The organism is Lentzea sp. NPDC003310 (genome assembly GCF_040610935.1).
In the GTDB taxonomy this organism is placed as follows: domain Bacteria; phylum Actinomycetota; class Actinomycetes; order Mycobacteriales; family Pseudonocardiaceae; genus Lentzea.
The window spans coordinates 216,201-236,796 of record NZ_JBEXNC010000004.1; the positions used below are offsets into that span (position 1 = coordinate 216,201).

General features: G+C 71.9%; 21 protein-coding genes and 1 pseudogene. 9 read left to right on the plus strand and 13 right to left on the minus strand.

The window, feature by feature from the left end; genetic code table 11:
* The first annotated feature begins 28 nt into the window (after nt 1–28).
* A complete protein-coding gene (locus ABZX02_RS08560) occupies nt 29–1,525 on the plus strand; it encodes an aromatic amino acid ammonia-lyase (protein WP_355296184.1) in 1,497 nt (498 codons plus the stop codon).
* 299 nt (nt 1,526–1,824) lie between these two features.
* Here ABZX02_RS08560 and ABZX02_RS08565 read toward each other — a convergent pair whose 3' ends face one another.
* The 5 genes from ABZX02_RS08565 to ABZX02_RS08585 all read right to left on the minus strand — a co-directional run bounded on the left by ABZX02_RS08565 (nt 1,825) and on the right by ABZX02_RS08585 (nt 7,124).
* Nucleotides 1,825–3,057, minus strand: coding sequence for a HAMP domain-containing sensor histidine kinase (locus ABZX02_RS08565; RefSeq protein WP_355296186.1), 1,233 nt, complete (start codon nt 3,055–3,057; stop codon nt 1,825–1,827).
* Nucleotides 3,054–3,701, minus strand: a complete 648-nt coding sequence (locus ABZX02_RS08570; protein ID WP_355296726.1) for a response regulator transcription factor — start codon at nt 3,699–3,701, stop codon at nt 3,054–3,056. Before ABZX02_RS08570 ends, ABZX02_RS08565 begins: the two co-directional genes overlap by 4 nt.
* Nucleotides 3,702–3,902: 201 nt before the next feature.
* Nucleotides 3,903–4,694 carry a glycoside hydrolase family 20 zincin-like fold domain-containing protein gene (locus tag ABZX02_RS08575; RefSeq protein WP_355296187.1) on the minus strand — a complete coding sequence of 264 codons (792 nt, stop codon included), beginning with the start codon at nt 4,692–4,694 and terminating at the stop codon, nt 3,903–3,905.
* A gap of 35 nt (nt 4,695–4,729) precedes the next feature.
* The gene (locus tag ABZX02_RS08580; RefSeq protein ID WP_355296189.1) at nt 4,730–6,439 is read right to left on the minus strand and encodes a HAMP domain-containing sensor histidine kinase; all 1,710 of its coding nucleotides are present in this window, start codon (nt 6,437–6,439) and stop codon (nt 4,730–4,732) included.
* Nucleotides 6,429–7,124, minus strand: a complete 696-nt coding sequence (locus ABZX02_RS08585; RefSeq protein ID WP_355296190.1) for a response regulator transcription factor — start codon at nt 7,122–7,124, stop codon at nt 6,429–6,431. Before ABZX02_RS08585 ends, ABZX02_RS08580 begins: the two co-directional genes overlap by 11 nt.
* A 79-nt stretch (nt 7,125–7,203) precedes the next feature.
* Between ABZX02_RS08585 and ABZX02_RS08590 the strand changes: the two genes are divergently transcribed.
* Genes ABZX02_RS08590 through ABZX02_RS08605 form a run of 4 tightly spaced genes read left to right on the plus strand, consistent with a single transcriptional unit; the run spans nt 7,204 to nt 10,745 of the window.
* Nucleotides 7,204–8,238, plus strand: a complete 1,035-nt coding sequence (locus ABZX02_RS08590) for a peptidoglycan-binding protein (protein WP_355296192.1) — start codon at nt 7,204–7,206, stop codon at nt 8,236–8,238.
* On the plus strand, nt 8,235–9,026 hold the full coding sequence (locus ABZX02_RS08595; RefSeq protein WP_355296193.1) for an ABC transporter ATP-binding protein: 792 nt from the start codon (nt 8,235–8,237) through the stop codon (nt 9,024–9,026). Before ABZX02_RS08590 ends, ABZX02_RS08595 begins: the two co-directional genes overlap by 4 nt.
* Nucleotides 9,023–10,192, plus strand: a complete 1,170-nt coding sequence (locus ABZX02_RS08600; RefSeq protein WP_355296195.1) for an ABC transporter permease — start codon at nt 9,023–9,025, stop codon at nt 10,190–10,192. The genes ABZX02_RS08595 and ABZX02_RS08600 overlap by 4 nt, the downstream gene beginning before the upstream one ends.
* 16 nt (nt 10,193–10,208) lie before the next feature.
* Nucleotides 10,209–10,745: a hypothetical protein gene (locus ABZX02_RS08605; protein WP_355296197.1), complete on the plus strand. Its 537-nt coding sequence runs from the start codon at nt 10,209–10,211 to the stop codon at nt 10,743–10,745.
* Nucleotides 10,746–10,778: 33 nt separating this feature from the next.
* Here the strand turns inward: ABZX02_RS08605 and ABZX02_RS08610 are convergent, their stop codons facing one another.
* The 3 genes from ABZX02_RS08610 to ABZX02_RS08620 form a co-directional block, all read right to left on the minus strand.
* Nucleotides 10,779–11,804 carry an LLM class flavin-dependent oxidoreductase gene (locus ABZX02_RS08610; protein ID WP_355296198.1) on the minus strand — a complete coding sequence of 342 codons (1,026 nt, stop codon included), beginning with the start codon at nt 11,802–11,804 and terminating at the stop codon, nt 10,779–10,781.
* Nucleotides 11,801–12,385, minus strand: coding sequence for an NAD(P)-binding domain-containing protein (locus ABZX02_RS08615; protein WP_355296200.1), 585 nt, complete (start codon nt 12,383–12,385; stop codon nt 11,801–11,803). The genes ABZX02_RS08610 and ABZX02_RS08615 overlap by 4 nt, the downstream gene beginning before the upstream one ends.
* 71 nt (nt 12,386–12,456) lie before the next feature.
* Nucleotides 12,457–13,230 (minus strand): alpha/beta fold hydrolase, encoded by a 774-nt coding sequence (locus ABZX02_RS08620; RefSeq protein ID WP_355296728.1) that lies wholly within the window; start codon nt 13,228–13,230, stop codon nt 12,457–12,459.
* 73 nt (nt 13,231–13,303) lie between these two features.
* Here ABZX02_RS08620 and ABZX02_RS08625 point away from each other — a divergent pair, with 73 nt between their 5' ends.
* The 3 genes from ABZX02_RS08625 (at nt 13,304) to ABZX02_RS08635 (ending at nt 15,953) form a co-directional block, all read left to right on the plus strand.
* A complete protein-coding gene (locus tag ABZX02_RS08625) occupies nt 13,304–14,773 on the plus strand; it encodes an ABC transporter substrate-binding protein/permease (protein WP_355296202.1) in 1,470 nt (489 codons plus the stop codon).
* Complete coding sequence (locus ABZX02_RS08630; RefSeq protein WP_355296203.1) at nt 14,770–15,537, plus strand: amino acid ABC transporter ATP-binding protein; 768 nt, start codon at nt 14,770–14,772, stop codon at nt 15,535–15,537. The genes ABZX02_RS08625 and ABZX02_RS08630 overlap by 4 nt, the downstream gene beginning before the upstream one ends.
* Nucleotides 15,538–15,644: 107 nt before the next feature.
* Entirely contained in the window at nt 15,645–15,953 is a 309-nt protein-coding gene (locus ABZX02_RS08635) for a DUF1540 domain-containing protein (RefSeq protein ID WP_355296205.1), read from the plus strand.
* 114 nt (nt 15,954–16,067) lie between these two features.
* Here the strand turns inward: ABZX02_RS08635 and ABZX02_RS08640 are convergent.
* The 3 genes and pseudogenes from ABZX02_RS08640 to ABZX02_RS08650 all read right to left on the minus strand — a co-directional run.
* Nucleotides 16,068–16,478, minus strand: a pseudogene (locus ABZX02_RS08640) (MgtC/SapB family protein); the annotation flags it as partial.
* A 193-nt stretch (nt 16,479–16,671) separates the two neighbouring features.
* Nucleotides 16,672–17,262 carry an SMI1/KNR4 family protein gene (locus tag ABZX02_RS08645; RefSeq protein WP_355296207.1) on the minus strand — a complete coding sequence of 197 codons (591 nt, stop codon included), beginning with the start codon at nt 17,260–17,262 and terminating at the stop codon, nt 16,672–16,674.
* A gap of 7 nt (nt 17,263–17,269) precedes the next feature.
* Nucleotides 17,270–18,094 (minus strand): aldo/keto reductase, encoded by an 825-nt coding sequence (locus ABZX02_RS08650; protein ID WP_355296209.1) that lies wholly within the window; start codon nt 18,092–18,094, stop codon nt 17,270–17,272.
* 30 nt (nt 18,095–18,124) lie between these two features.
* Here ABZX02_RS08650 and ABZX02_RS08655 point away from each other — a divergent pair, with 30 nt between their 5' ends.
* Nucleotides 18,125–18,766, plus strand: coding sequence for a TVP38/TMEM64 family protein (locus tag ABZX02_RS08655; RefSeq protein ID WP_355296211.1), 642 nt, complete (start codon nt 18,125–18,127; stop codon nt 18,764–18,766).
* Nucleotides 18,767–18,846: 80 nt separating this feature from the next.
* Here the strand turns inward: ABZX02_RS08655 and ABZX02_RS08660 are convergent, their stop codons facing one another.
* Entirely contained in the window at nt 18,847–19,191 is a 345-nt protein-coding gene (locus tag ABZX02_RS08660; RefSeq protein WP_065919117.1) for an RNA polymerase-binding protein RbpA, read from the minus strand.
* A gap of 238 nt (nt 19,192–19,429) precedes the next feature.
* Entirely contained in the window at nt 19,430–20,185 is a 756-nt protein-coding gene (locus tag ABZX02_RS08665) for a thymidine kinase (RefSeq protein WP_355296213.1), read from the minus strand.
* Between the last annotated feature and the right edge of the window lie 411 nt (nt 20,186–20,596).

The following is a 20,596-nucleotide window of genomic DNA, read 5'->3' on the forward strand; positions in this document are numbered from 1 at the left end:
CTGAGATCGGCTGCCTACCGTCCGTGCCGTGACGACGACCGCTTCAGACACGTCCGTGGACCTGGGTTCGCCCCTGACCGTCGCGCGGCTCGCGCGGGCCGCGGAGCCGTTGCACGTGCTGGTCGGAGCCGGCGTGCTCGACCGGGTCGAACGGGGCCGCGCCTACCTGCGCACCGTCCTCGCCGACGACGAACGACCCGTCTACGGCGCCAAGACCGGCTTCGGCGCCCTGGTGGGCTTCGCGGGCCGGTCCACCGAAGCGGACCAGTGCGACAACACCCTGGCACACCTCGGCGCGGGCCAGGGTCCCGACCTCCCCCTCGACATCACCCGTGCCGCGCTCCTGGTCCGCACGTGGTCGCTCGCCCAGGGCCTGTCCGGAGTGTCCGCGCACGTCGTCTCAGGCCTGTCCGCGATGTTCGCGACGACCTTCGTGCCCGCCGTCCCCCGCTACGGCTCCGTCGGCGCGAGCGGCGACCTCATCCCGCTCGCCTACGCCGCCCAGGCGTTGCGCGGCCGCGGCCACGCCTACGTCGACGGCGTCCGCCTGCCCGCCGAGGAAGCGCTGTTGTCCGCCGGCCTCTCACCGCTGCAACTGGACGGCCGCGACGCCCTCGCCCTGGTCAACGGCACCTCCGTCACCACGGCCGCCACCGCGCTGGCCCTGTCGTCCGTCCGCGCGTCCCACCGCGCCCTGGCCGACCTCACCTGCCTGCTGGTGGACGTCCTCGGTGCCGACCCCGGCTTCACCGACCCGCGCCTGATCTCCGCCTTCGGCCACTCCGGTGCCGTGACGGTGGCGTCGTGGATGCGCTCCACGCTCACCGGCACCACCCCGACCGGAAAGCGCGCACTGCAGGAGCCGTACAGCATCCGCTGCGCACCCCAGCTCCTCGGCGCCGCCGAGGACGCGCTCCGCTACGTCGACAGCGTCGTGCAGGCGGACCTCGGCGGCGTCAGCGACAACCCGCTCTTCTTCCCCGACGACGACCTGATCGCCCACGGCGGCAACTTCTTCGGCCAGCCCGCCGCCTTCGCGGCAGACGTCCTGGCCATGGTCACCGCCTCCCTGGGCAACCTCGCCGAACGCCAGCTCGACCTCCTGGTCGACCCCACCCGCAACACCGGCCTCCCACCGATGCTCGCCGCAGGCCCCGGCCGCCAACACGGCTTGCAGGGCGTCCAACTCGCCACGACCGCGTTCGTCGCCGAGATCCGCCGCGGCGTCCTGCCCGCCAGCACCCAGAGCCTGCCGACCAACCTGCACAACCAGGACGTGGTCCCGTTCGGCACCCAGGCAGCCCTGCGCGCCCACGAGCTGGCCGACCTGTTGTCCCTGCTGTGCGGCTCGCTCGCGCTGGGCCTGCGGCAGGCGGTGCACGTGGGCGGCCGCCGCCCGACCGCGCCCCGGTGCGCCGCGTTGCTGGACGCGCTGGCCGAGGCGATCGAGCCGGTGGACCCGGACCGTCCGCTGGACGAGGACGTGCGGGTGGCGGCACGGGTGGTGCTCACCGGCGAGTGGTGAGGGCCGCCGGGGTGTGACGCCCTACGCGCCTCCGCCCACGGCCAGCCCAGTCCCGGCCGCGCCTGCCATGTCTACCGAGCCCAGCAGCGCACAGCCCCCCGCCCAGCCAGCCAGCAGCGCACAGCCCGCCCCGCCCAGGCAGCGCGCCCAGCCCACCGCGCTCATCTCAGCCGCCGCGCCCGCCCACCCCACCGGCCCGCGCCTCCGTCCTCCGCGCGCCACCGGCTCTCACGCCGACCGCAGCCCCACCGCCCGCCGCGTCACCGGCCCCTCCTCACCGGCCGCCTGCCCCACCCGCCTCACAACCGGCCGCTCCCGATCCGCTCCCGCACCCCACCAACCCCCGCCCCACCCACCGGAAGCCGCACGGTGAACCGAGCCCCCGCCCCGACCCGCCCCACCGCCGACACCGTCCCCCCGTGCCCCGCCACGATCTCCCGCACCAACGCGAGCCCCACCCCGAACCGCCCCCCGTCCCCGCGGTGGAACCGCTCGAACAACCTCTCCGCCTCCGCCGCCTCGAACCCCTCCCCGTCATCCGCCACCACGAGTTCCGCCACCCCGCCGACCGCCCGCACGCGCACCGAGATCCGCCCGCCCTCACCGGTGTGCCGCACCGCGTTCGCCAGCAGCTCGTCCACCGCCCGCCGCAACCCGGTCTCGATCCCGTGCACCACCACCGGCCGCCCGGGGTGCTCCAACGTCAAGGCGATCCGCCGCTCGGCCGCGCGCTCGGTCTCGCCCACCACGGCCGCTTCCGCGATGTCGGCCAGGTCCACCGGCCGGCCGTCGCGCTGGTCAAGTTGCGCGGAGGCGAGCAGGTCGTCCACCACGTCCGCGAGGCCCCGGATCGACTTCGCCAGCGCGTCGAGATCGGTGCGCTGGTCGGCCGGCACGCCCGCGGCCAGCAGTTGGGCGCGCAGGTAGGCGCGGGCGATCGGGGTGCGCAGCTCGTGGCTCGCGTCCGTGACGAACCTGCGCTGGCGGGCCAGCGCGTCCGCGAGCGGGGCCAGGGTGCGGCGACCGACGCCCAGGCCGATCAGCGCCGCCACCAGCAGGCCGCAGCCCAAGGCGATGATCAGTGCCTGCAGCAGGTGGGCGCGGTCGGCGAGCTGGTAGCGCAGGTCGAACACCGCCTGCACCGTCGTGCCGTCGGCTCCGGGCGAGGTGAGGACCATGTACTCCGTGCCGTTCGCGGAGACGTCGCGCGACAGGGAGGTGCCTGACGCGCGCACGGCGTCGATGTCGTCGCGCAGCGGGAAACCGCGCGGCACCTCCAGCGGGCCGAGGTGCAGCACGCCGTCCTCCAGCACGAACACCCACGCGCAGCGGGGCGCGATGCCCGGCACGCCGTAGGTCGCGTTGTAGCGGAGCTCGCGCGAGACCTCGGTCTGCTGCGCGTGCACCATGACGACGTACGCGATGGCGCCGACGAACGCGATCATCAGCGTGATCGCCACGCCCACCAGTACGCTGACCCGCAACCGCGCCCGGCGGACCTCCGCTCGCTCCGCCTCGGCCCACGACCTCACAGCGCCCCCAACCGGTAGCCGATGCCCTGCACGGTCTGCACGACCGACCGCCCCACCTTCGTCCGCAGGTAGTGCACGTACGTGTCCACAATGGACTGCGAGGGTGCGTCGCCGAACACCGTGCGCCGCAACGCCGCCCGCGTGTGCACCGTCTCCGGGTGCGTGGCGAGCACCCGCAGCAGCGCGAACTCCCGTGTCGTCAAAGGGACCGTCTCGCCGTCGGGCAGCACGACCTGGTGCTGTTCGAGCTCCAGGCGGCCGGCGCCGATGCGCAGCACGGCGGCCAGTTCCGCGGCCCGCCGGCACAGCGCGCGCAACCGCGCGGTCAGCTCGCCCAGGTCGAACGGCTTCGCGAGGTAGTCGTCGGCACCCGCGTCGAGACCGCCGATCCGGTCGTGCACCGACCCCATCGCGGTGAGCAGCAGCGCCTGCGTCCGCACGGACCGGGAACGCAACCGGGACAACAGGTCCAGCCCGTCGAGCACCGGCAGGACGCGGTCGATCACCACCACGTCGTAGGGCCGGGTGAGCGCGAGGTGCAGTCCGCGCTGGCCGTCGAACGCCACGTCGACGTCGTAGCCCTCACCGCGCAGCACCGCGGCGAGCAGCTCCACCAGTTCCCGGTCGTCGTCCACGAGCAGCAGCCGGAAGGTGTGAACCGGCCGCGACTTCGAAGAAACCCGCACGGAGATCACGATGGCACGCGATCACGGCGCCGAACCAGGAGCCGACAGCCAACGGACAGCCGCCCGCGCCCTCAAAGATAAACATGTGAACCGCGGCCGGCGCGTGACCTGCGATCCCGCGCCGGCTGTGAACGCCTTGGGGACCGACCGGGAACGCGCTTACCAGGCGGGCGCCACGGCCGAGGCGGTGCGCAGCTCGCCGACCCAGCCCGCCGTCGCGACCGCGCGCAGGCCGTCGTCGCCCTCGGCGAGCTTGCCGTGCGGGCCCAGCACCGTCGCGTCGCCGTCGTGCCAGCGCACCGGCAGTTTGCCGTGGCGGTGCAGCAGATCGGCGAAGCGGGTGGTCAGCTTGGCGGTACCGATGTGGACCCAGCGGCTCGGGAACAGCTCCAGCAGCTCGACCGTCGCCGGGCTCAGCTCGGGCACGACGGTGATGCCGTGGTCGCGGCCGTACTCGACGAGCTCGCGCAGCGCGTCCGGGTCGCCGTCGGGGAACACGTGCAGCACGTTGAGCTTGTAGGCGGCCATCCGGTCGATCGCCTTGCGCATCTCGGCGGGCGGCAGCAGCGCGCTCGACACGCCGCGCCACGCGAACGCGGGGGAGTCGCGGACGTCGGCCGCGCGGACCGTGCCCTCGCGGGTCATCAGCTGCCGGAACGACTGCACGCCGTGCCGCAGCCCCGCCTGCGTGCCCGCGCGCAGCATGATCGCGTTGGTCGTGACCAGCAGGGCGTACCCCTCCTGGCCGAGTCCGCGCATCGCGGGGTCGTGCTGCACCATCACCATGCCGTCGGACGACTCCGCCAGCAGGTAGCCGGTCTCCCGGAAGACGTGCTCGCGCAGCATCGCGGCCGCGGTGCGCGCCTGCCCGGTCACCCGGACGGTCACGTCTTCGGTCAGGACGAACGAGCCCGTGCGACGGGGCGCGCTCGTGGGCATGGGAACAATCACCGGTTTCTCCTCCAGCGAACCTAACGCTGGGTGTATCAGGTGAGTTCCGGCAATCGGACGCGGAACGTGGTTCCGACGCCTGTTGTGCTGATCACATCGACGGTGCCGGAGTGCGCCTCGACGAGCTTGCGGACGATCGCGAGGCCCAGCCCGCTGCCGCCCGTGGCGCGGCTGCGGGACTTGTCGGCCCGCCAGAACCGGTCGAACACGTGCGGCAGGTCCTCCGGCGCGATGCCCGATCCGGTGTCGGTCACGGTGATCACGACCGCGCCGTCCTCCGCCGTGGCCGTGGCCGTGGCCGTGACCGCCACCGACCCGCCCGTCGGCACGTGACGCAGCGCGTTCGAGACGAGGTTGTCGAGGATCTGCCGCAACCGCAGCGCGTCAGCGCGCACGGCCAGCGCGGGGTCGGCGGCCACCGTCAGGGTGACGCCGGTCTGCGCCGCCCTGGCCTCGTGCGCGGCTTGGAGCTGGTCCAACGTCGCGGCGACGTTCAGCCGTTCGAGTGTCAGGCGCAACGAGCCCGCGTCGGCGACGGCGAGGTCCTGGAGGTCGTCCACGACGTGCTGGAGCACGAGCGCCTCCTTGAGCAGCAGCGTGATCAGCGCGGGGTCGAGGTCGCTCACGCCGTCCTCGGCCGCCTCCAGCCAGCCGCGGATGGTGCTCAACGGCGTCCGCAGTTCGTGCGCCACGTCGCTGACCATCGCTTTGCGCGCCTGCTCCAGCTGCGCCCTGTTCGCGGCCATGGTGTTGAACGCCCTGGTCAGCGCCGCGATCTCGTCCTGTCCGCGCACGGGCACCGGCGGGATGTCGCCGCCTCCGGACATGTGCTGGGCCGCCGCCGTCAATGCCCGCAGCGGCCGGGTGATCCGCGCCCCGGCGAACGCCGCCACCCCGATCGCCGCCAGCAGCACCGCCGTCGCGGCGCCCACGACCTGCCAGCCGTTGCCCGCCAACGAGATCGCCGCGGTCGGCCGGCCCGTCGGGTTCGTCAGGTACAGCAGCACCGGCGGCGCCACGTACGGCGTGAGCTGCTCCTTGCGCGAAGCGGCCACGCACTCGGCGACGGCCGGCTCGTCCGGCGGCGGCGCACCGCTGCGTTGCTTGCGCGCGGGCGTGTAGTCGGGATCGAGGTCCACCGGCGGCAGCGACCGGCGGTCCAGGCACGCGTCGACCAGGTCCTCCAGTTCCAGCAGCGCGGGGAAGTCGGCGGCGGTGTCGAAGGGCAGGTCCCGCTCCCGGCAGTCGAGCCGCGCCTGCTCCTCGCGCACCAGCCGCAGGCAGTACAGCGCCCCGGTCGGGTCCTCGCGGTCGCGGAAGTCGATCGGCGTGCGGAACGGCCCCAGCACCCGCTTGTCGATCCGGTCGGCGGGCGCGCCGGGCACCAGGACGGGGTCGACGGCCAGGGCGTCCACCACGGCCGCGGCCCTGGCCGGCAGCGGCCCGCCGTCCCCGCCGCGGTCGGCGACCGTGCGGCCGTCCTTGGTGACGAGCACGATCCGCCGGCCGGGGTGCTCGGACAGCAGCGAGTCGAGGTAGCCGTCCACTTCGGACCAGTCGCGGTGGGAGGTGGCGTAGCCGAGCAGCGTCGAGTAGATCCGGTTGTCGGAGGCGAGCTCGCGGCCCTGCTCGCGCTCGATCGACGCGCGGGTCAGCTGCGTCGCGAGCCAGGCCGTCGCGGCGATGGAGCACAGCGCGATCAGCACCACGACGACGAGCAGCCGCGTGAAGACGCTACGGCGCATGGAGGCGTCCGGCCGTGAGCTTGTAGCCGATCCCGTACACCGTCACGAGGTGCGCGGGGGAGCGCGCGTCGGTCTCGATCTTGCGGCGCAGGTTCTTCACGTGGGTGTCGATCGTGCGGGCGGTCAGGAAGCTGTCGAGGCCGTGCATCCGCTCGAGCAGCTGCTCCCGGCTGAACACCCGGTCCACTTCGGACGCGAGCACCTCCAGCAACCCGAACTCGCCGGGCGTGCACTCCACCACGTCCCCGCGCACGGTCACCTCGTGCCGCAGCTGGTCCACGACGATCGGCCCGACCCTCAGCACGGGCTTCGGCTTGGCGGCCGGCACGCGCCGCAGCAGCGTCCGCACCCGCGCCACCAGCTCGCGCGGGCTGAACGGCTTGGTCATGTAGTCGTCGGCGCCGATCCCGAGCCCGTGCAGCAGGTCGTCCTCAGTGGACCTCGCCGTCAGCATCAGCACCAGCACGTCCGAGTCCGCGCGCAACGCCCGGCACACGTCGAGGCCGCCGAGGCCCGGCAGCATCAGGTCGAGCACGACCAGGGCGGGGCGGTGCGCGCGGGCGACGTCGAGCGCGTCGCGTCCGTCGTGGACGACCAGCACCCGGTGGTGGTCCTGCTCCAGGTAGCGGCGCACCAGCTCGGCCTGGTTCTCGTCGTCCTCCGCGACCAGGATGAGAGCGCTCACCGGCCGATCATAGGGACGCCCTCGCCGCTCTCACCGGTTCGTCACAGGATCCTCACAAGTGCCTCCGAAGATCCACGGCATGCGCAAGACAGTCATCGCGGCCACGGTGCTCGTCGTGGTCGTCCTCGCGGTCGTGCTGGTCGTGCGCGGCAGGCCGGCCGAGCCCGCCGCGGCCCCGCCTCCCGCGGTGAAGACCACCACGGTGCAACGAGGAGACCTCGCGAACACCCGCACGCTCCCGGGCCAGCTCGGCTTCGGCGCCGCCCGCCCGGTCAAGGGCGCCGCCGGCACCGTCACGAAGCTGCCCGCCCCCGGCCAGACCACCGAACTGGGCAAGGAGCTCTACCGCGTCGACGACCAGCCCGTGGTCGTGTTCTTCGGCACGACACCGCTGTTCCGCACCCTGGACGCCCCCGGCCTCAAGGGGTCCGACGTCGCGGTGGTCATGGACAACCTCGCCGCCCTCGGTCACGCCGTCGGCACCCGCCCGAAGGACCCGGCGAAGGCCGAGTTCACCCAGCGCGTCGCCGACGCGCTGAAGAAGTGGCAGAAGACCCTCGGCGTGGAGCAGACCGGCACCCTCGCCCCCGGCCGCGTGCTCGTCCTCGACCGCCCGATGCGCGTCGGCACGGTGAAGGCCCAGCTCGGCGCCCCGGCCGCGGAGGAGCTGTTCGAAATCACGCCGACCACGCGCCTGGTCACGCTGCAGGTGCCGGTGACCGAGGCGGGCGCGCTCAAGGCGGGCATGCCGGTGCAGATCGTCCGCCCGGACAACCGCCCGGTACCGGCCAAGGTCACGACGTTGACGCCGTCACCCGTTCCCCCGGAGAACGGCGGCGCCGCGAAGCTCGACGTCGTGATCACCCCCGACGACCCGGCGTCCGTCAGCGACCTCGACACCGCCCCCGTCCGCCTGACGATCACCACCGAGAGCCGCACCGGCGTGCTGACCGTGCCGCTGGCAGCGCTCGTCGCCCTGAAGGAGGGCGGCTACGCCGTGCAGCTGCCGTCGGGCACCTTGAAGGCCGTGCGGACGGGCCTGTACTCGCAGGACAAGGTCGAGATCACCGGCGACGGCGTGGTCGACGGCCTGGAAGTGGTGACGGCCCAGTGACCCCGGTACTGGCGCTGCGCTCGGTGACCAAGAGCTATCCCGGCGGCGTCACGGCCCTGGACGACGTGTCGCTGCAGGTGGACGCGGGCGAGCTGGTCGCGATCGTGGGCCCGTCCGGCTCCGGCAAGTCGACGCTGCTGCACCTCGTGGGCACCCTCGACCTCCCGTCGTCCGGCACGGTCGAGGTGGACGGCCAGGACGTCTCGCGCCTGCCCGACCGCCGCCTGTCCGCGCTGCGAGGCAGCCGGATCGGGTTCGTGTTCCAGCAGTTCCACCTGTCCGACGCCCTCACCGCCGTGGAGAACGTCGCGACCGGCCTGCTCTACGCCGGCGTGCGCCGCAAGGACCGCCGCGCCCTCGCCGAGGATGCACTACACCGCGTGGGCCTGGCCCACCGGACCGACCACCGCCCGGCCGAGCTGTCCGGCGGCGAACGCCAGCGCGTGGCGATCGCCCGCGCGGTGGTGAACAACCCTGCCCTGGTGCTGGCGGACGAACCGACCGGGGCGCTGGACACGGCGACCGGGCACGCGGTGCTGGAGCTGCTGCGGGAGCTCAACCGGCAGGGGACGACGATCGCGCTGATCACGCACGACCGGGACATCGCCGCATCGTTGCCACGCCGAGTGGAATTGCGGGACGGGCGAATCGTGGCGGACACGGGACGCGGTGGGGCGGCGAGAGCCGCAAGCAGCCCAGCCAACCATGGTCCCGCCACCCCTTCACTCGCTTCCGACCCTGCCGGCACCGTGCAACTCCCGCGCATCCACACCGGAGGCGACCGATGACCCGCCTCTCCCCGCTCGATCTCCTCTCCGTCGGCTCCCAGGGCATGCGCACCCGCCGCCTCCGCGCCGCCCTCTCCGCACTCGGCATCGCCCTGGGCATCGCCACCGTCGTGGTCGTCACCGGCATCCCCGCCTCTAGCCAGCAGGCCCTGCTCGACGAGCTCACGGCCCTCGGCACCAACCTCCTGCGCGCCCAACCCTCCCCGCGTCAGGACGACCCGGTCCGGCTGCCCGAGTCAGCAGTCGCCATGGTCGGGCGGATCGGCCCGGTCACCGCCGCCGCGGCCGTCGCGAACACGCACACCCGGGTCCGCCGCAACGACCTCCTCGACCCCGGCCACAGCTCCGACATCACCGTCCTCGCCGCCACCCCGGGCCTGCTGGAGACGGTCAACGGACACGTCCGCAGCGGCGACTTCCTGGCGCGGCCGGACTTCCCGAACGTCGTGCTCGGGCACGTCGCGGCCCAGCGGCTCGGCATCCCGGACGTCGGCGAGCAGCCCGCCGTGTTCGTGGGGGAGAGGTGGTTCACCGTCACCGGCGTACTGGCGCCCATGCCGCTCGCGCCCGACCTCGAACGCTCGGTGCTCGTCGGCTGGGAGGCGGCCCGCTCGCAGCTCGGCTTCGACGGCCATCCGACCGTCGTGTACGTGAAGGCGCGTGAGGAGTCCATCGAGGACGTGCGGGCGGTCCTGCCCGCGACCCTCTTCGGCGAGATCCCCGGCCTGGTGCAGGTGAGCCGGCCGTCGGACGCGCTGGCGGCCAAGCGCGCCACGCAGAACTCCTACAGTGCCCTGTTCCTCGGGCTCGCGGGGGTCGCGTTGCTGGTGGGCGGGGTCGGCGTGGCGAACACGATGGTGATCTCCGTGCTCGAACGCCGCAGCGAGATCGGCCTGCGCCGTGCGCTCGGCGCGACCCGCGGGCACATCCGCGCGCAGTTCCTCACCGAGGCCGTCCTGCTCTCCGGACTGGGCGGCCTGGCGGGCACGGCCCTGGGGGCGCTGGGGGTCGCGGGGTACGCGACCCTGCACCGCTGGCCCCTCGTCATCCCGCTCGAAGTCCTGGCCGCCGGTGTGCTCGCCGCGTTCGTCGTGGGCGCCGCCGCCGGCCTCTACCCCTCCATCCGCGCCGCCCGGCTCACGCCGACGCAGGCGCTCGCCGCGTGACGAAAGGAAACCCCCGATGAAGAAGGCGCTTCCCGCGCTCCTGCTGCTCCTCGCCGCGTGCTCGAAGCCCGAGGCACCGCCCCAGGTCGCGTCGATCTCGACGCCGCCGAGCAGCACCGCCCCGGCCTCGGCACCCCAGGAACAACGACCCCGCGAGCGGCTTGATATGACCGACGCGGACCTCGAGGCCCTCAACGCGCCGTACGACCGCTGCATGGCGGGCTTCGGGCTGGACAAGAAAGGCCGCGCGGCCGAGGGGAGCGGGCAGCCCCAGCCCACCAAGGAGGAGCTCGACAAGGCGCTGCAGGCGTGCGAGTCGAAGACGCCGCTGCCGCCGTGGGAGAAGGACCCGGCCAACCCGGAGGCGCTCGACTTCGCCAACCGGGTCGTGCAATGCCTGCGGGACAAGGGCGTCCGTTACGTCGAGGTGCACAACGAGCCGGGCGCGGAGATCATCAGCTACGCGCTGGGCGGGCCGAACAACGACGCCGCGTCGATCTCGCTCGGGCTCGAACACGCCAAGTCGTGCGAGATCGCCGCGTCGAAGAAGTGACCGGGACGGGGCCGCACGCGCGGCCCCGCTCCGTCACGCCAGCATGTCTTTCACCAATGGCACGACCTTCGTGCCGTACAGCTCGATCGTGCGCATCAGCGACCCGTGCGACAGCCCGCCGATCCCGTACTTCAGGTCGAACCGGCTCGCGTCGAGCTTCTTCATCGTGCGCGCCATCTTCTCCGCCACCGTCTCCGGCGACCCGACGAACAACGCGCCGTGCGGCCCCACCTCGTGCGCGTACGACTCCGGCGTCGGCGTGGCGAACCCGCGCGTCTTGCCCAGCCGGCCGATCACGTCGAGGTAGTGCGGCCAGAACTCCTCGCGCGCCTGCTCGTCGGTGTCGGCGACGTGGCCGGGGGAGTGGATGCCGATCGGCAGCGGCCCGTGCCCGAACTTCTCCAGCGCGTGCCGGTAGAGCTCCGAGAACGGCGCGAACCGGCCGGGGTGCCCGCCGATGATCGCCAGCATCAGGTTGAACCCGTACGAGGCCGCGCGCACCACCGACTGCGGGCTGCCGCCCACGCCGATCCACGTCGGGAACGGCTCGGTGTACGGCACGACGTCCTGCTCGTGCAGCGCCGCACGGGTCTTGCCCTCCCACGTGATCTTGCCGCCCTTGAGCAGCTCCGCGAAGAGGTGCGTCTTCTCCTCGAACAGGTCCTCGTAGTCCGCGAGGTCGTAGCCGAACAGCGGGAACGAGTCCACACTGGACCCGCGGCCGAGGATGATCTCGGCGCGGCCGTCCGAGACGGCGTTCAGGGTCGAGAACCGCTGGAACACGCGGACCGGGTCGTCCGAGCTGAGGACCGTCACCGCCGAGCCGAGGTGGATCGACGACGTGCGGGCGGCGATCGCGGCGAGCACGACGTCGGCGGCCGACAGCGGCATGTCCGGGGTGTGGTGCTCGCCGATGCCGAAGAACTGCAACCCCACCTGGTCGGCGAGCACGCCCTGCTCGACGAGGTCGCGGATGGTCTGCGCGTGCGTCAGCGGGGCCCCGGAGGCGTCGTGCGTGACGTCGCCGAACGTGTCGAGGCCGAACGTGGTGGTGGTCATGACTGCTCCTTGAGGAAGGTCTCGAACTCGTACCTGCGGGCCGCGACACCGAACAGCGGGCTGCCGGGTTCGAGCAGCCGTCCCGCGGCCAGGGACCCCATCGGCACCGGGTCGAACCCGGTGCTCTCCAGGAACTCCGCGACCGCCTTCACCGCGGCGGGCGCGTCCCCGGCCAGGCCGACGGCACGTCCGGCGGCGGGCTCCATGTCCTGGTAGGCGACGTGGTTGAGCGTCTTGACGACGTCGGCGCCCACGAGCCGGCGCGCGACCTGCTCGCTCGTGCCGAGCGGCGCGTCGGCGGGCGGCCAGTGGTTCATCGCGTCGACGACGACCTTGCCCGCGAACAGGCCCGGGTCGAGTGCGGGGAAGCGGTGCCACGGGATCGCGAGCACCACGAGCTCGGCGTCCGCGACCGCGTCGGCGGCCGTCCGCGCGACGGCGCCGGGCGCCAGGAACTCGGTGATCATCTCGATCCGCGCGGGATCGCCGGAGCCCGCGATGGCCACCTCGTGACCCGCCGCGAGGGCGAGGCGCGCGAGGACGGGGCCCACGTGGCCCGCGCCGAGAACTGCGATCTTCACAACCCCACCCGGTCTCGCTAGTTGATGTGTCACCTAGCTTAACCGGACCAGCCCCCGTTTATTCCGCGGGGTCAGAGGACCGCGTCGAAGAACCGCTCCAGGTGCGGGTTGACGTCCGCGGCGTGCGTGAGGCTCAGGAAGTGCGCCCCGCCCTCGACGAGCACGAGCGGAGCGGCCCCGGGCAACGCCGCCACCAGCGCCTCCGCCTTCGCCACGGGATAGGCGAGGTCCGCCGTCCCGTGCAGCACCAGCGCCGGCACGCCGACCGAGGCGAGCCGGTCCAGCACGCCCTCGCGGCCGACCAGCGCGTTCATGATCAGCCGCAGCCGGTCGGGCCAGACCTCGCTCCACTTCGGCGTCCAGTCCGACGGGTCGTACTCGCCCAGACAGATCTTCGCGACCGCCTCGATCACGGTCTCCGGTCCCTGCGCGATCCACACCTCGGCGAGCTGCTGGTAGGCGGCGGAGATCTGCTCGTCCTCCGGTTCGCCGGACGTCCCGAGCAACGCGAGCGCGGTCACCCGCTCCGGTGCCAGCAACGCCATCCGCAGCGCCACGAAGCCGCCCTGGCTGGTGCCGGCGACGGCCGCGCGGGAGATCCCGAGCGCGTCCAGCACCGCGAGCGCGTCGCGGGCGACGTCCCAGTGATCGAAAGGAGCGTCGGCGGGGGTGTCGCCGTGGCCGCGCTCGTCGATCGCGACCAGGCGGTAGCGGTCGCCGAACGCCTCGACCTGGGGTGCCCACATCGCCGCGTCCATCAGGAAGCTGTGCAGCAGCACCACAACGGGGCCGTCGCCGCCGTGGTCCACGTAGGACACCCGCTGCCCGGCAGCCGTCGTCACCATCGCCACGCCGCACACCCCGTCCCACGCTGTGGATCTTCAGCACCGCCCGCCCGGTTCGCAATACCCTGCCCCGATGCGACAAGTCCTCAGGAGCGCGGTGCTGCTCCTGCTGCTGGTGATCGTCGTCCCCGCACCGGCGCACGCGCAACAAGAGCAACCACCGCTGGTCCGGATCGGCACCGAAGGCACGTACCCGCCCTTCTCCTTCCACGACCCGTCGACGCAGGAGCTCACCGGCTACGACATCGAGGTCGTCGAGGCGATCGGCGCCAAGGCCGGGTGGCGGATCGAGTTCGTCGAGACGCAGTGGGACGCGATCTTCCCCGCGCTCGACGCCGGCCGGATCGACCTCATCGCGAACCAGGTGTCGCGCAACCCCGAACGGGCCGCGAAGTACGGCCTGTCGAGCACCTACACCTACTCGCGCGGCGTGGTCGTCCGCCGCACCGGTGACGACCGGATCAAGTCCATCGCGGACCTGCGGGGCAGGACCACGGCGCAGTCCAGCACCAGCAACTGGGCCAAGGTGGCCCGCGACGCCGGTGCGAACGTCGAGGCCGTCGAAGGGTTCGCGCAGGCCGCCGCGCTGCTGCAGCAGGGCCGCGTCGACGCCATCGTCAACGACAACATCGCAGTCCTCGACTACCTCGCCACCACCGGCTCGAAGGACGTCGAGATCGCGGGTGACGCCGGGCAGGCGGGCAGCGAGCAGGTCCTCGCGTCCCGGCAGGCCGACTCCGCGCTGCTCGCGCAGGCGAACCAGGCGATCGACGCGCTCAAGGCCGACGGCACGCTGCGCGGCATCTCGCAGAAGTACTTCAAGGCCGACGTGTCCGTGGAGAACGGCGGCGCGGCGGACCTGTCGCAGGGACGCGGCCCGCGCAGCACCTGGGACGTCCTCGCCTCCACCGCCTGGCCCATGTTCGTGGGACTGGTCAAGGTCACCATCCCGCTGACCGCGCTGTCGTTCGCCATCGGACTCGTGCTCGCGTTGCTCGTGGCCCTCGCGCGGATCTCGCCCTATCGGGTGCTGTCGGGTCTCGCGCGGGCGTTCATCTCGGTCATCCGCGGCACACCGTTGCTGCTGCAGCTGTTCATCGTCTTCTACGGCCTGCCGCAGATCGGCCTGAAGTTCCCGCCGTTCACCGCCGCCGTCGTCGCGTTCTCGCTCAACGTCGCCGGGTACGCGGCCGAGGTGATCCGCTCGGCGATCCTGTCCGTGCCGCGTGGCCAGTTCGAGGCGGCGTCCACGATCGGTCTCGGCTACGCGCAGACGTTGCGGCGCATCGTGCTTCCCCAGGCCGCCCGCACCGCCGTGCCGCCGCTGTCCAACACGCTGCTGTCGCTGCTGAAGGACACCTCGCTCGGCTCGGTCGTGCTGCTCACCGAGCTGTTCCGCGAGTCGCAGCTGGCCGCGGCCGAGAGCAACGAGTTCCTCGCCCTCTACGCGTTCGCGGGGCTCTACTACTGGGTGATCTGCGTGGCGTTGTCCGCCGGGCAGAAACGACTGGAGACCAGGCTGAACAGGTACGTGATCGCATGACCGACATCCGCATCGAGGTCTCCGGGCTGCACAAGTCCTTCGGCGACCTGGACGTCCTGCGGGGCATCGACCTCGCGGCCCCGCGCGGCACCTCGACCGTCCTGCTGGGACCGTCCGGCTCCGGCAAGACCACCCTGCTGCGCTCGCTCAACGCCCTCGACACCCCCGACCGCGGCGTGGTCCGCATCGACGACGTGTCGGTCGACTTCTCCGCGCTGCCCGCGGGCAAGGCCGGCCGGGTCGAGAGCGCCCGGCTGCGCGGCCAGAGCGGCATGGTGTTCCAGTCGCACAACCTCTTCCCGCACCGCACGGTCCTGCAGAACCTCACCGAGGGCCCGGTCGTCGCCCAGAAGCGACCGCTGGAGGAAGTGGTGGCCGAGGCGCGGGTCCTGCTCGACCAGGTGGGTCTCGCGGACAAAGCTGATTCGTACCCGCATCAACTCTCGGGTGGTCAGCAACAACGAGTAGGTATTGCCCGCGCGCTGGCTTTGAAACCTCGTGTCGTGTTGTTCGACGAACCCACTTCCGCACTCGATCCGGAACTGGTGGGGGAGGTGCTGGCCGTGATCAGAGATCTTGCCTCGGAAGGGTGGACCACGGTCGTCGTCACGCACGAGATCCGGTTCGCCGAACGGGTCGCCGACCAGGTGTTATTCCTGGACGGCGGGGTGATCGTGGAGCGCGGAACGCCTGGTCAGGTGATCGGCGACCCACGTGAAGAACGCACGCGGCGGTTCCTGGCGCGCGTTCTGGACCACGGCTGAAATGATTCTTGAGGATAGGCTCCCCTAATTCCTCCCGAATTGCGGGGTTCCTGCCGTGGTGGCATCGTCCGGTTCACCGAACCTTTCCCACCACGGCAGGAGCGGACATGACCACTCTCGAGAACCCGGCAATGCCCGCAGTCCACGATTGCACCGTGAGCGACTGCTCCTACAACCACGACGGCTGCCACGCCTTCGCGATCACCGTGCGCGGTGACAACGGGGCCGCGGACTGCGGCACGTTCATCCCGCTGGGCACGAAGGGCGGCCTGGACAAGGTCGTCGCGCAGGTCGGCGCCTGTTCGCGCACCGACTGCACCCACAACGCCTCGCTGGAGTGCACGGCGCAAAGCGTGCGGGTCGGGCAGGGCGAAGGCGACCACCACGCGAACTGCCTGACGTACGAGCCGCGCTAGTGGTGTGGCTCGGAACGTTGCCGGGGGATTCGCGGTCAGACGGGCCGCGAGGTGCCCTGCTGAGCGTGGATCACCTCGCCAACGTTCCGGGACGCGCCACTAGCCGTCGTCGTCCTTGCGGTCGACGGCCCGGCCGAGTTCCCGCAGGCCGACGTTGACCGCGATGATCGCGACCGTGCCGGCTGCCGCGACGACGTGCAGACCGGCACCGGCGAGGGACCCCACCGCGGCCGCGCACCACAGCGTGGCCGCGGTGTTCAGGCCCCGCACCGAGAGTCCGTCGCGCAGGATCACGCCCGCGCCCAGGAACCCGATGCCGGACACCACCTGGGCGGCGACGCGGGTCGGGTCGCCCTGGCCGTCGAAACCCTGGGCGGACAGCAGGACGAACAACGCGGCGCCCACGGCCACGAGTGCGTTCGTCCGCAGACCCGCCATGCGCGAGCGGTACTGCCGCTCGAAACCGATCAGCGCGCCGAGGCCCATGCTCTCGGCGATGCGCAGGGTCATGTCGAAGACGTGCATCGTGTGACTCCCCTTGATGTGCAGGGGGTGGCGTCACACGCCAGAACTGGAGCGTGCGAGGTGAGGGGACCCGCACGGGCTACTGCTGCCTGGCATGTGTCGCTCACCTCGCTTCCTCGTGTCTGGTTGGTAAGACCGGTAGAGCACGCTACCGAACGCGCCGGGAGATCGCAGTGAGAATGGGACGGGCGTCTCACTCCCAGTAGAAGTGGTTGTGCTCGAACGAGATGCGGTGCTCCGTCTCCCCACGCAACGCGCGTGAGGCCTCGTCGAGCATCGCCGTGACGTTGGGCCACAACGGATCGCCGTCCGCGCCGCTGTACTTGCCCCACTCCATCACGCACCCGTGCCGCGGCCCGTCGCGCAGGTCCACGAACAGCTCGTAGCCCGACCCGTCCGCGGCGACCGGGAGCCAGGCCGGCAGCCAGATGTCCACGCACGGCGTCCCGGCGGGCTCGCGCAGCGCGGCGGCCTCGTAGTCCTTCTCCTCGCCCAGCGTGGCGAAGGCGATGCCGCTGATCGCCCGCATCATCAGCGTGCGGCAGTCGAGCGCGGCGGCCAGACCGTGCGGCTGCCACATCGACGGGACGAGCGGCCAGTGCGTGTACGTGTTCTCCCCGATCCCGCCGAACGTCCGCCACCACGCGGCCAGGTCCTCGGGCAGGGCGCGGCCGAGCGTCTCCTCGGCGTCCGCGACGTCCACAGCGGACGACGGCGGGAGCAGCGCGGCGTGCAGCACCGGGGCCTTCTCGCCGATCCAGGTCTCGATGTCCGTCCAGCTCATCGCGGAACTAAAGCATCTCCAGCGGCTCAGGCCCAGCAGGCGGCGGGAACGCGTCGTCGAGGTCGGCCAGGTCCTGGTCGGTCAGGCGGAGCTCCAGGGCGCGCGCGTTCTCCCGGACGTGCTCGGGACTGCCCGCCTTGGGGATCGCGTTCACGTGCGGCAGCCGCAGCACCCACGCGAGCGCGACCTGCGCGGGCGTGGCGTCGTGGCGGGCGGCCACCGCCGCGAGGACGGGGGAGCCCAGCAGACGGCCCTGCTCGACGGGGGAGTAGGCCATGACCGGCATGCCGGCGGAGGCCTGCCACGGCAGCAGGTCGTGCTCGGGGCCACGCCGGCTCAGGTTGTAGAGGATCTGGTTGGTCTGGCAGCCGCCGGACGACGCGGTGAGCTCGCGCATGTCGTCGAGGTCGAGGTTGCTGACGCCCCAGTGCCGGATCTTGCCCGCCGCAACGAGCGCCGCGAACCCCTCCAGCGTCTCGGCGAACGGCACGCCGCCGCGCCAGTGCAGCAGGTACAGGTCGAGCCGGTCGGTGCCCAGCCGCCGCAACGACGCCTCGCACGCCTTCACGGTGCCGGCGGCGGTGGCGTTCGACGGCAGCACCTTCGACACGAGGAACACCTCGTCGCGCCGGCCCGCGACCGCCTCGCCGACGAGCTCCTCGGACGCGCCCGAGCCGTACATCTCGGCGGTGTCGACGAGCGTCAGGCCGAGGTCGAGGCCGGTGCGCAGCGCGGCGATCTCACCAGCGCGCCGGGCCGGGTCCTCGGCCATCATCCAGGTGCCCATGCCGAGGGCGGGGACGGTCTCGCCGGAGGGGAGCAGCACGGTCATGGGTCCCAGCCTGCCGGGTACGTTGGTCTGATGCGACGTGCGGGCCTGGTGCTGCTGGTGGTGCTCGTCGTCGCGCTCGCGGTCGCGGCCCAGCTCGTCGACCTTCCTGACGGCGCGGAGCTCCGCGCGCTGGTGGACGGCGCGGGCGGCGCGGCACCGGTCGCGTTCGTGGCCGTGTGCGCACTCGGCACCGCCGTGTTCTTCCCCAAACCGGTGCTCGCCACGGCCGCCGGCCTGCTGTTCGGCGTGGGGTGGGGGAGCGCGCTCGCGATCGCGGGCTTCACGGCCGGCGCGCTGATCGCGTTCTCGATCGCCCGCGGGCTCGGCCGCGAGACGGTGCGGGGCTGGCTGGGCGAGCGGCTCGCGGTGCTCGAACGGGTCTTCGCGCGCCGCGGGGTCGAGGCGACGCTCGTGATCAGATTGTTGCCGATCCTGCCCTTCGCACTGGCGAACTACGGCGCGGGCGTGACCTCGGTGCGGGCCAGGGACTTCGCGCTCGGCACGGCGCTGGGGCTGGTGCCCTCGACGGTGCTCGCCGCGGTGCTGGGGGACGCCCTGAGCGACCTGGGCTCCCCGCGCTCGATCGTCGCGCTGGCGATCTGGGCCGTGCTGGCGGCCGCCGGGGTGTGGTGGGGCCGGAACTTGATCACAGCGGCCGCACGGGCCTCCTAGGGGCCTTCGCGGGGCACGCAAAAAGCCGTCCCGGCGGGAGACCGGGACGGCTTGAGCGTCTGCGACCTGTCAGGTCCGGATCAGGCCGTGCGGGTACGGCGTCCGCGCAGCTCTTCGAGGCGCTCGTCGAGCAGCTCCTCGAGCTCGGGGATCGACCGGCGCTCCAGGAGCATGTCCCAGTGCGTGCGCGGCGGCTTGATCTTCTTCACCTCCGGCTCGACACCGTCGATGATCTTCGACTCGGTGCCGTGGAGGCGGCATTCCCAGGTCGGCGGCAACTCGGCGTCGTCGGAGAACGGGACCTCGAAGTCGTGTCCCTTCGGGCAGGCGTACCGCGCTGCCCGGCGCGGAGCGAGATCGTGGTTGCGGTCGGTCTCGTAGCTGACTGCTCCGAGCCGGCTTCCACGCAAAACGCGGTCGGCCATGGCGGTGTCCTTTCGCTCGGCTCAGGGCCGGGGCCCAGGCTTCTTGCTCACCGTGTGCAACGCCCGGATTGCTCCGTTTGTTTCCGGTTCGCTCTCATGGTCGCCCACAGTGACGTCGTTCACTCGTCAACGAAGGCTTCCTACTAATGGATGCGATCGCCACAGGATCGTGACGCGTTATCAAGCTCCTGCGCTCATGCATCACTCTAATGGCCCAGTGGCGGCCGTGGGTAGTCGACTATGCCAACCGAAGCTGACCACTTTGTGCGACGTCAGGGCCCAGGTCGCCCAACCTAAAGTGACGCCGACAGAGGACTTGGTAGCGGACAGTAGTTTCCGTGGCGTCGGTTACATCGTTGCTCTCTGTACCCGATCGGTGCTGTTCCGTGTCCGTCGCCGTGTCGGCCACGAGCACCGTGTCGCCGGCCCGGATCACCTGCCCGGCCCGCACCCGCGCGTTGAACCGTCCCGGCACCCCGCACCAGCACAACACCTCGACCTGGATCGCCTTCAGCTCGTCCGCGAGTTCGAACAGCCGCTGCGAGCCGGGGAACATCTCGCCGCGGAAGTCCGTGGCGAGCCCGAAGCAGTAGACGTCGACCTGGACGTCGTCCGCGAGCTCCGCCAGCTGCTCCACCTGGGCGGGGGTGAGGAACTGCGCCTCGTCCACGATCAGGTAGTCCACCCGCCTGCCCTCGGCCCACTCCGCCCGCACCAGGTTCAGCAGGTCGTCGTCCCGGATCTCCGCCGCCTCGCGGGTGATGCCGATGCGACTGGAGATCTGCGGACGGCCGGACCGGTCGTGCCGCACCAGCAGCAGCCCGCGCCTGCCCTGGCGGGAGTTGTTGTGGTCGATCTGCAGGGCGAGCGTCGACTTGCCGCAGTCCATGGGGCCGAAGAAGAACTTGAGGTGCCCCACCACCGGCGTCGAGCGCCGGGAACCAGCGACAGGTACAGCGGAAAGGGCGTCTGTCGGATCGGGGAGGGCGTCCACGGCGGGTCACCCTAGTGCCTGGATCCCGATCTTGAGGAATCGCAGCGGTCTGTCCCTCGGCATGCTGGGCTCCTTCGAGTGCGACCTGCCGTTTCGGGACGACATAGCCGCTTCGGCGGTGCTCTAAACCTCTTCTTGGTTCGAGTTTGTCGGTGACTTCAGTGTGGACTGAGGGCCGGCGCCGCCGGGGCAGGAGAGGGGCCTCGGCGGCGCCGGGGGTGTGGCGCCATCTGGTGTTCGCGCTGGGGAGGGGAGTCGGTTCACGGAAATCCGGGGCGGGGGAGACGCGGCAGGCGTTCCCGGTGGTGGTGTGGGAGCCCGACATTGGGCGGGGCAGGGGAGTGGTCGCTGCGGGCGAACCCGTCCTCGAAGTGCTCGATAGCTTCAGTGTTGCCTAAAATCAGCGTTCAC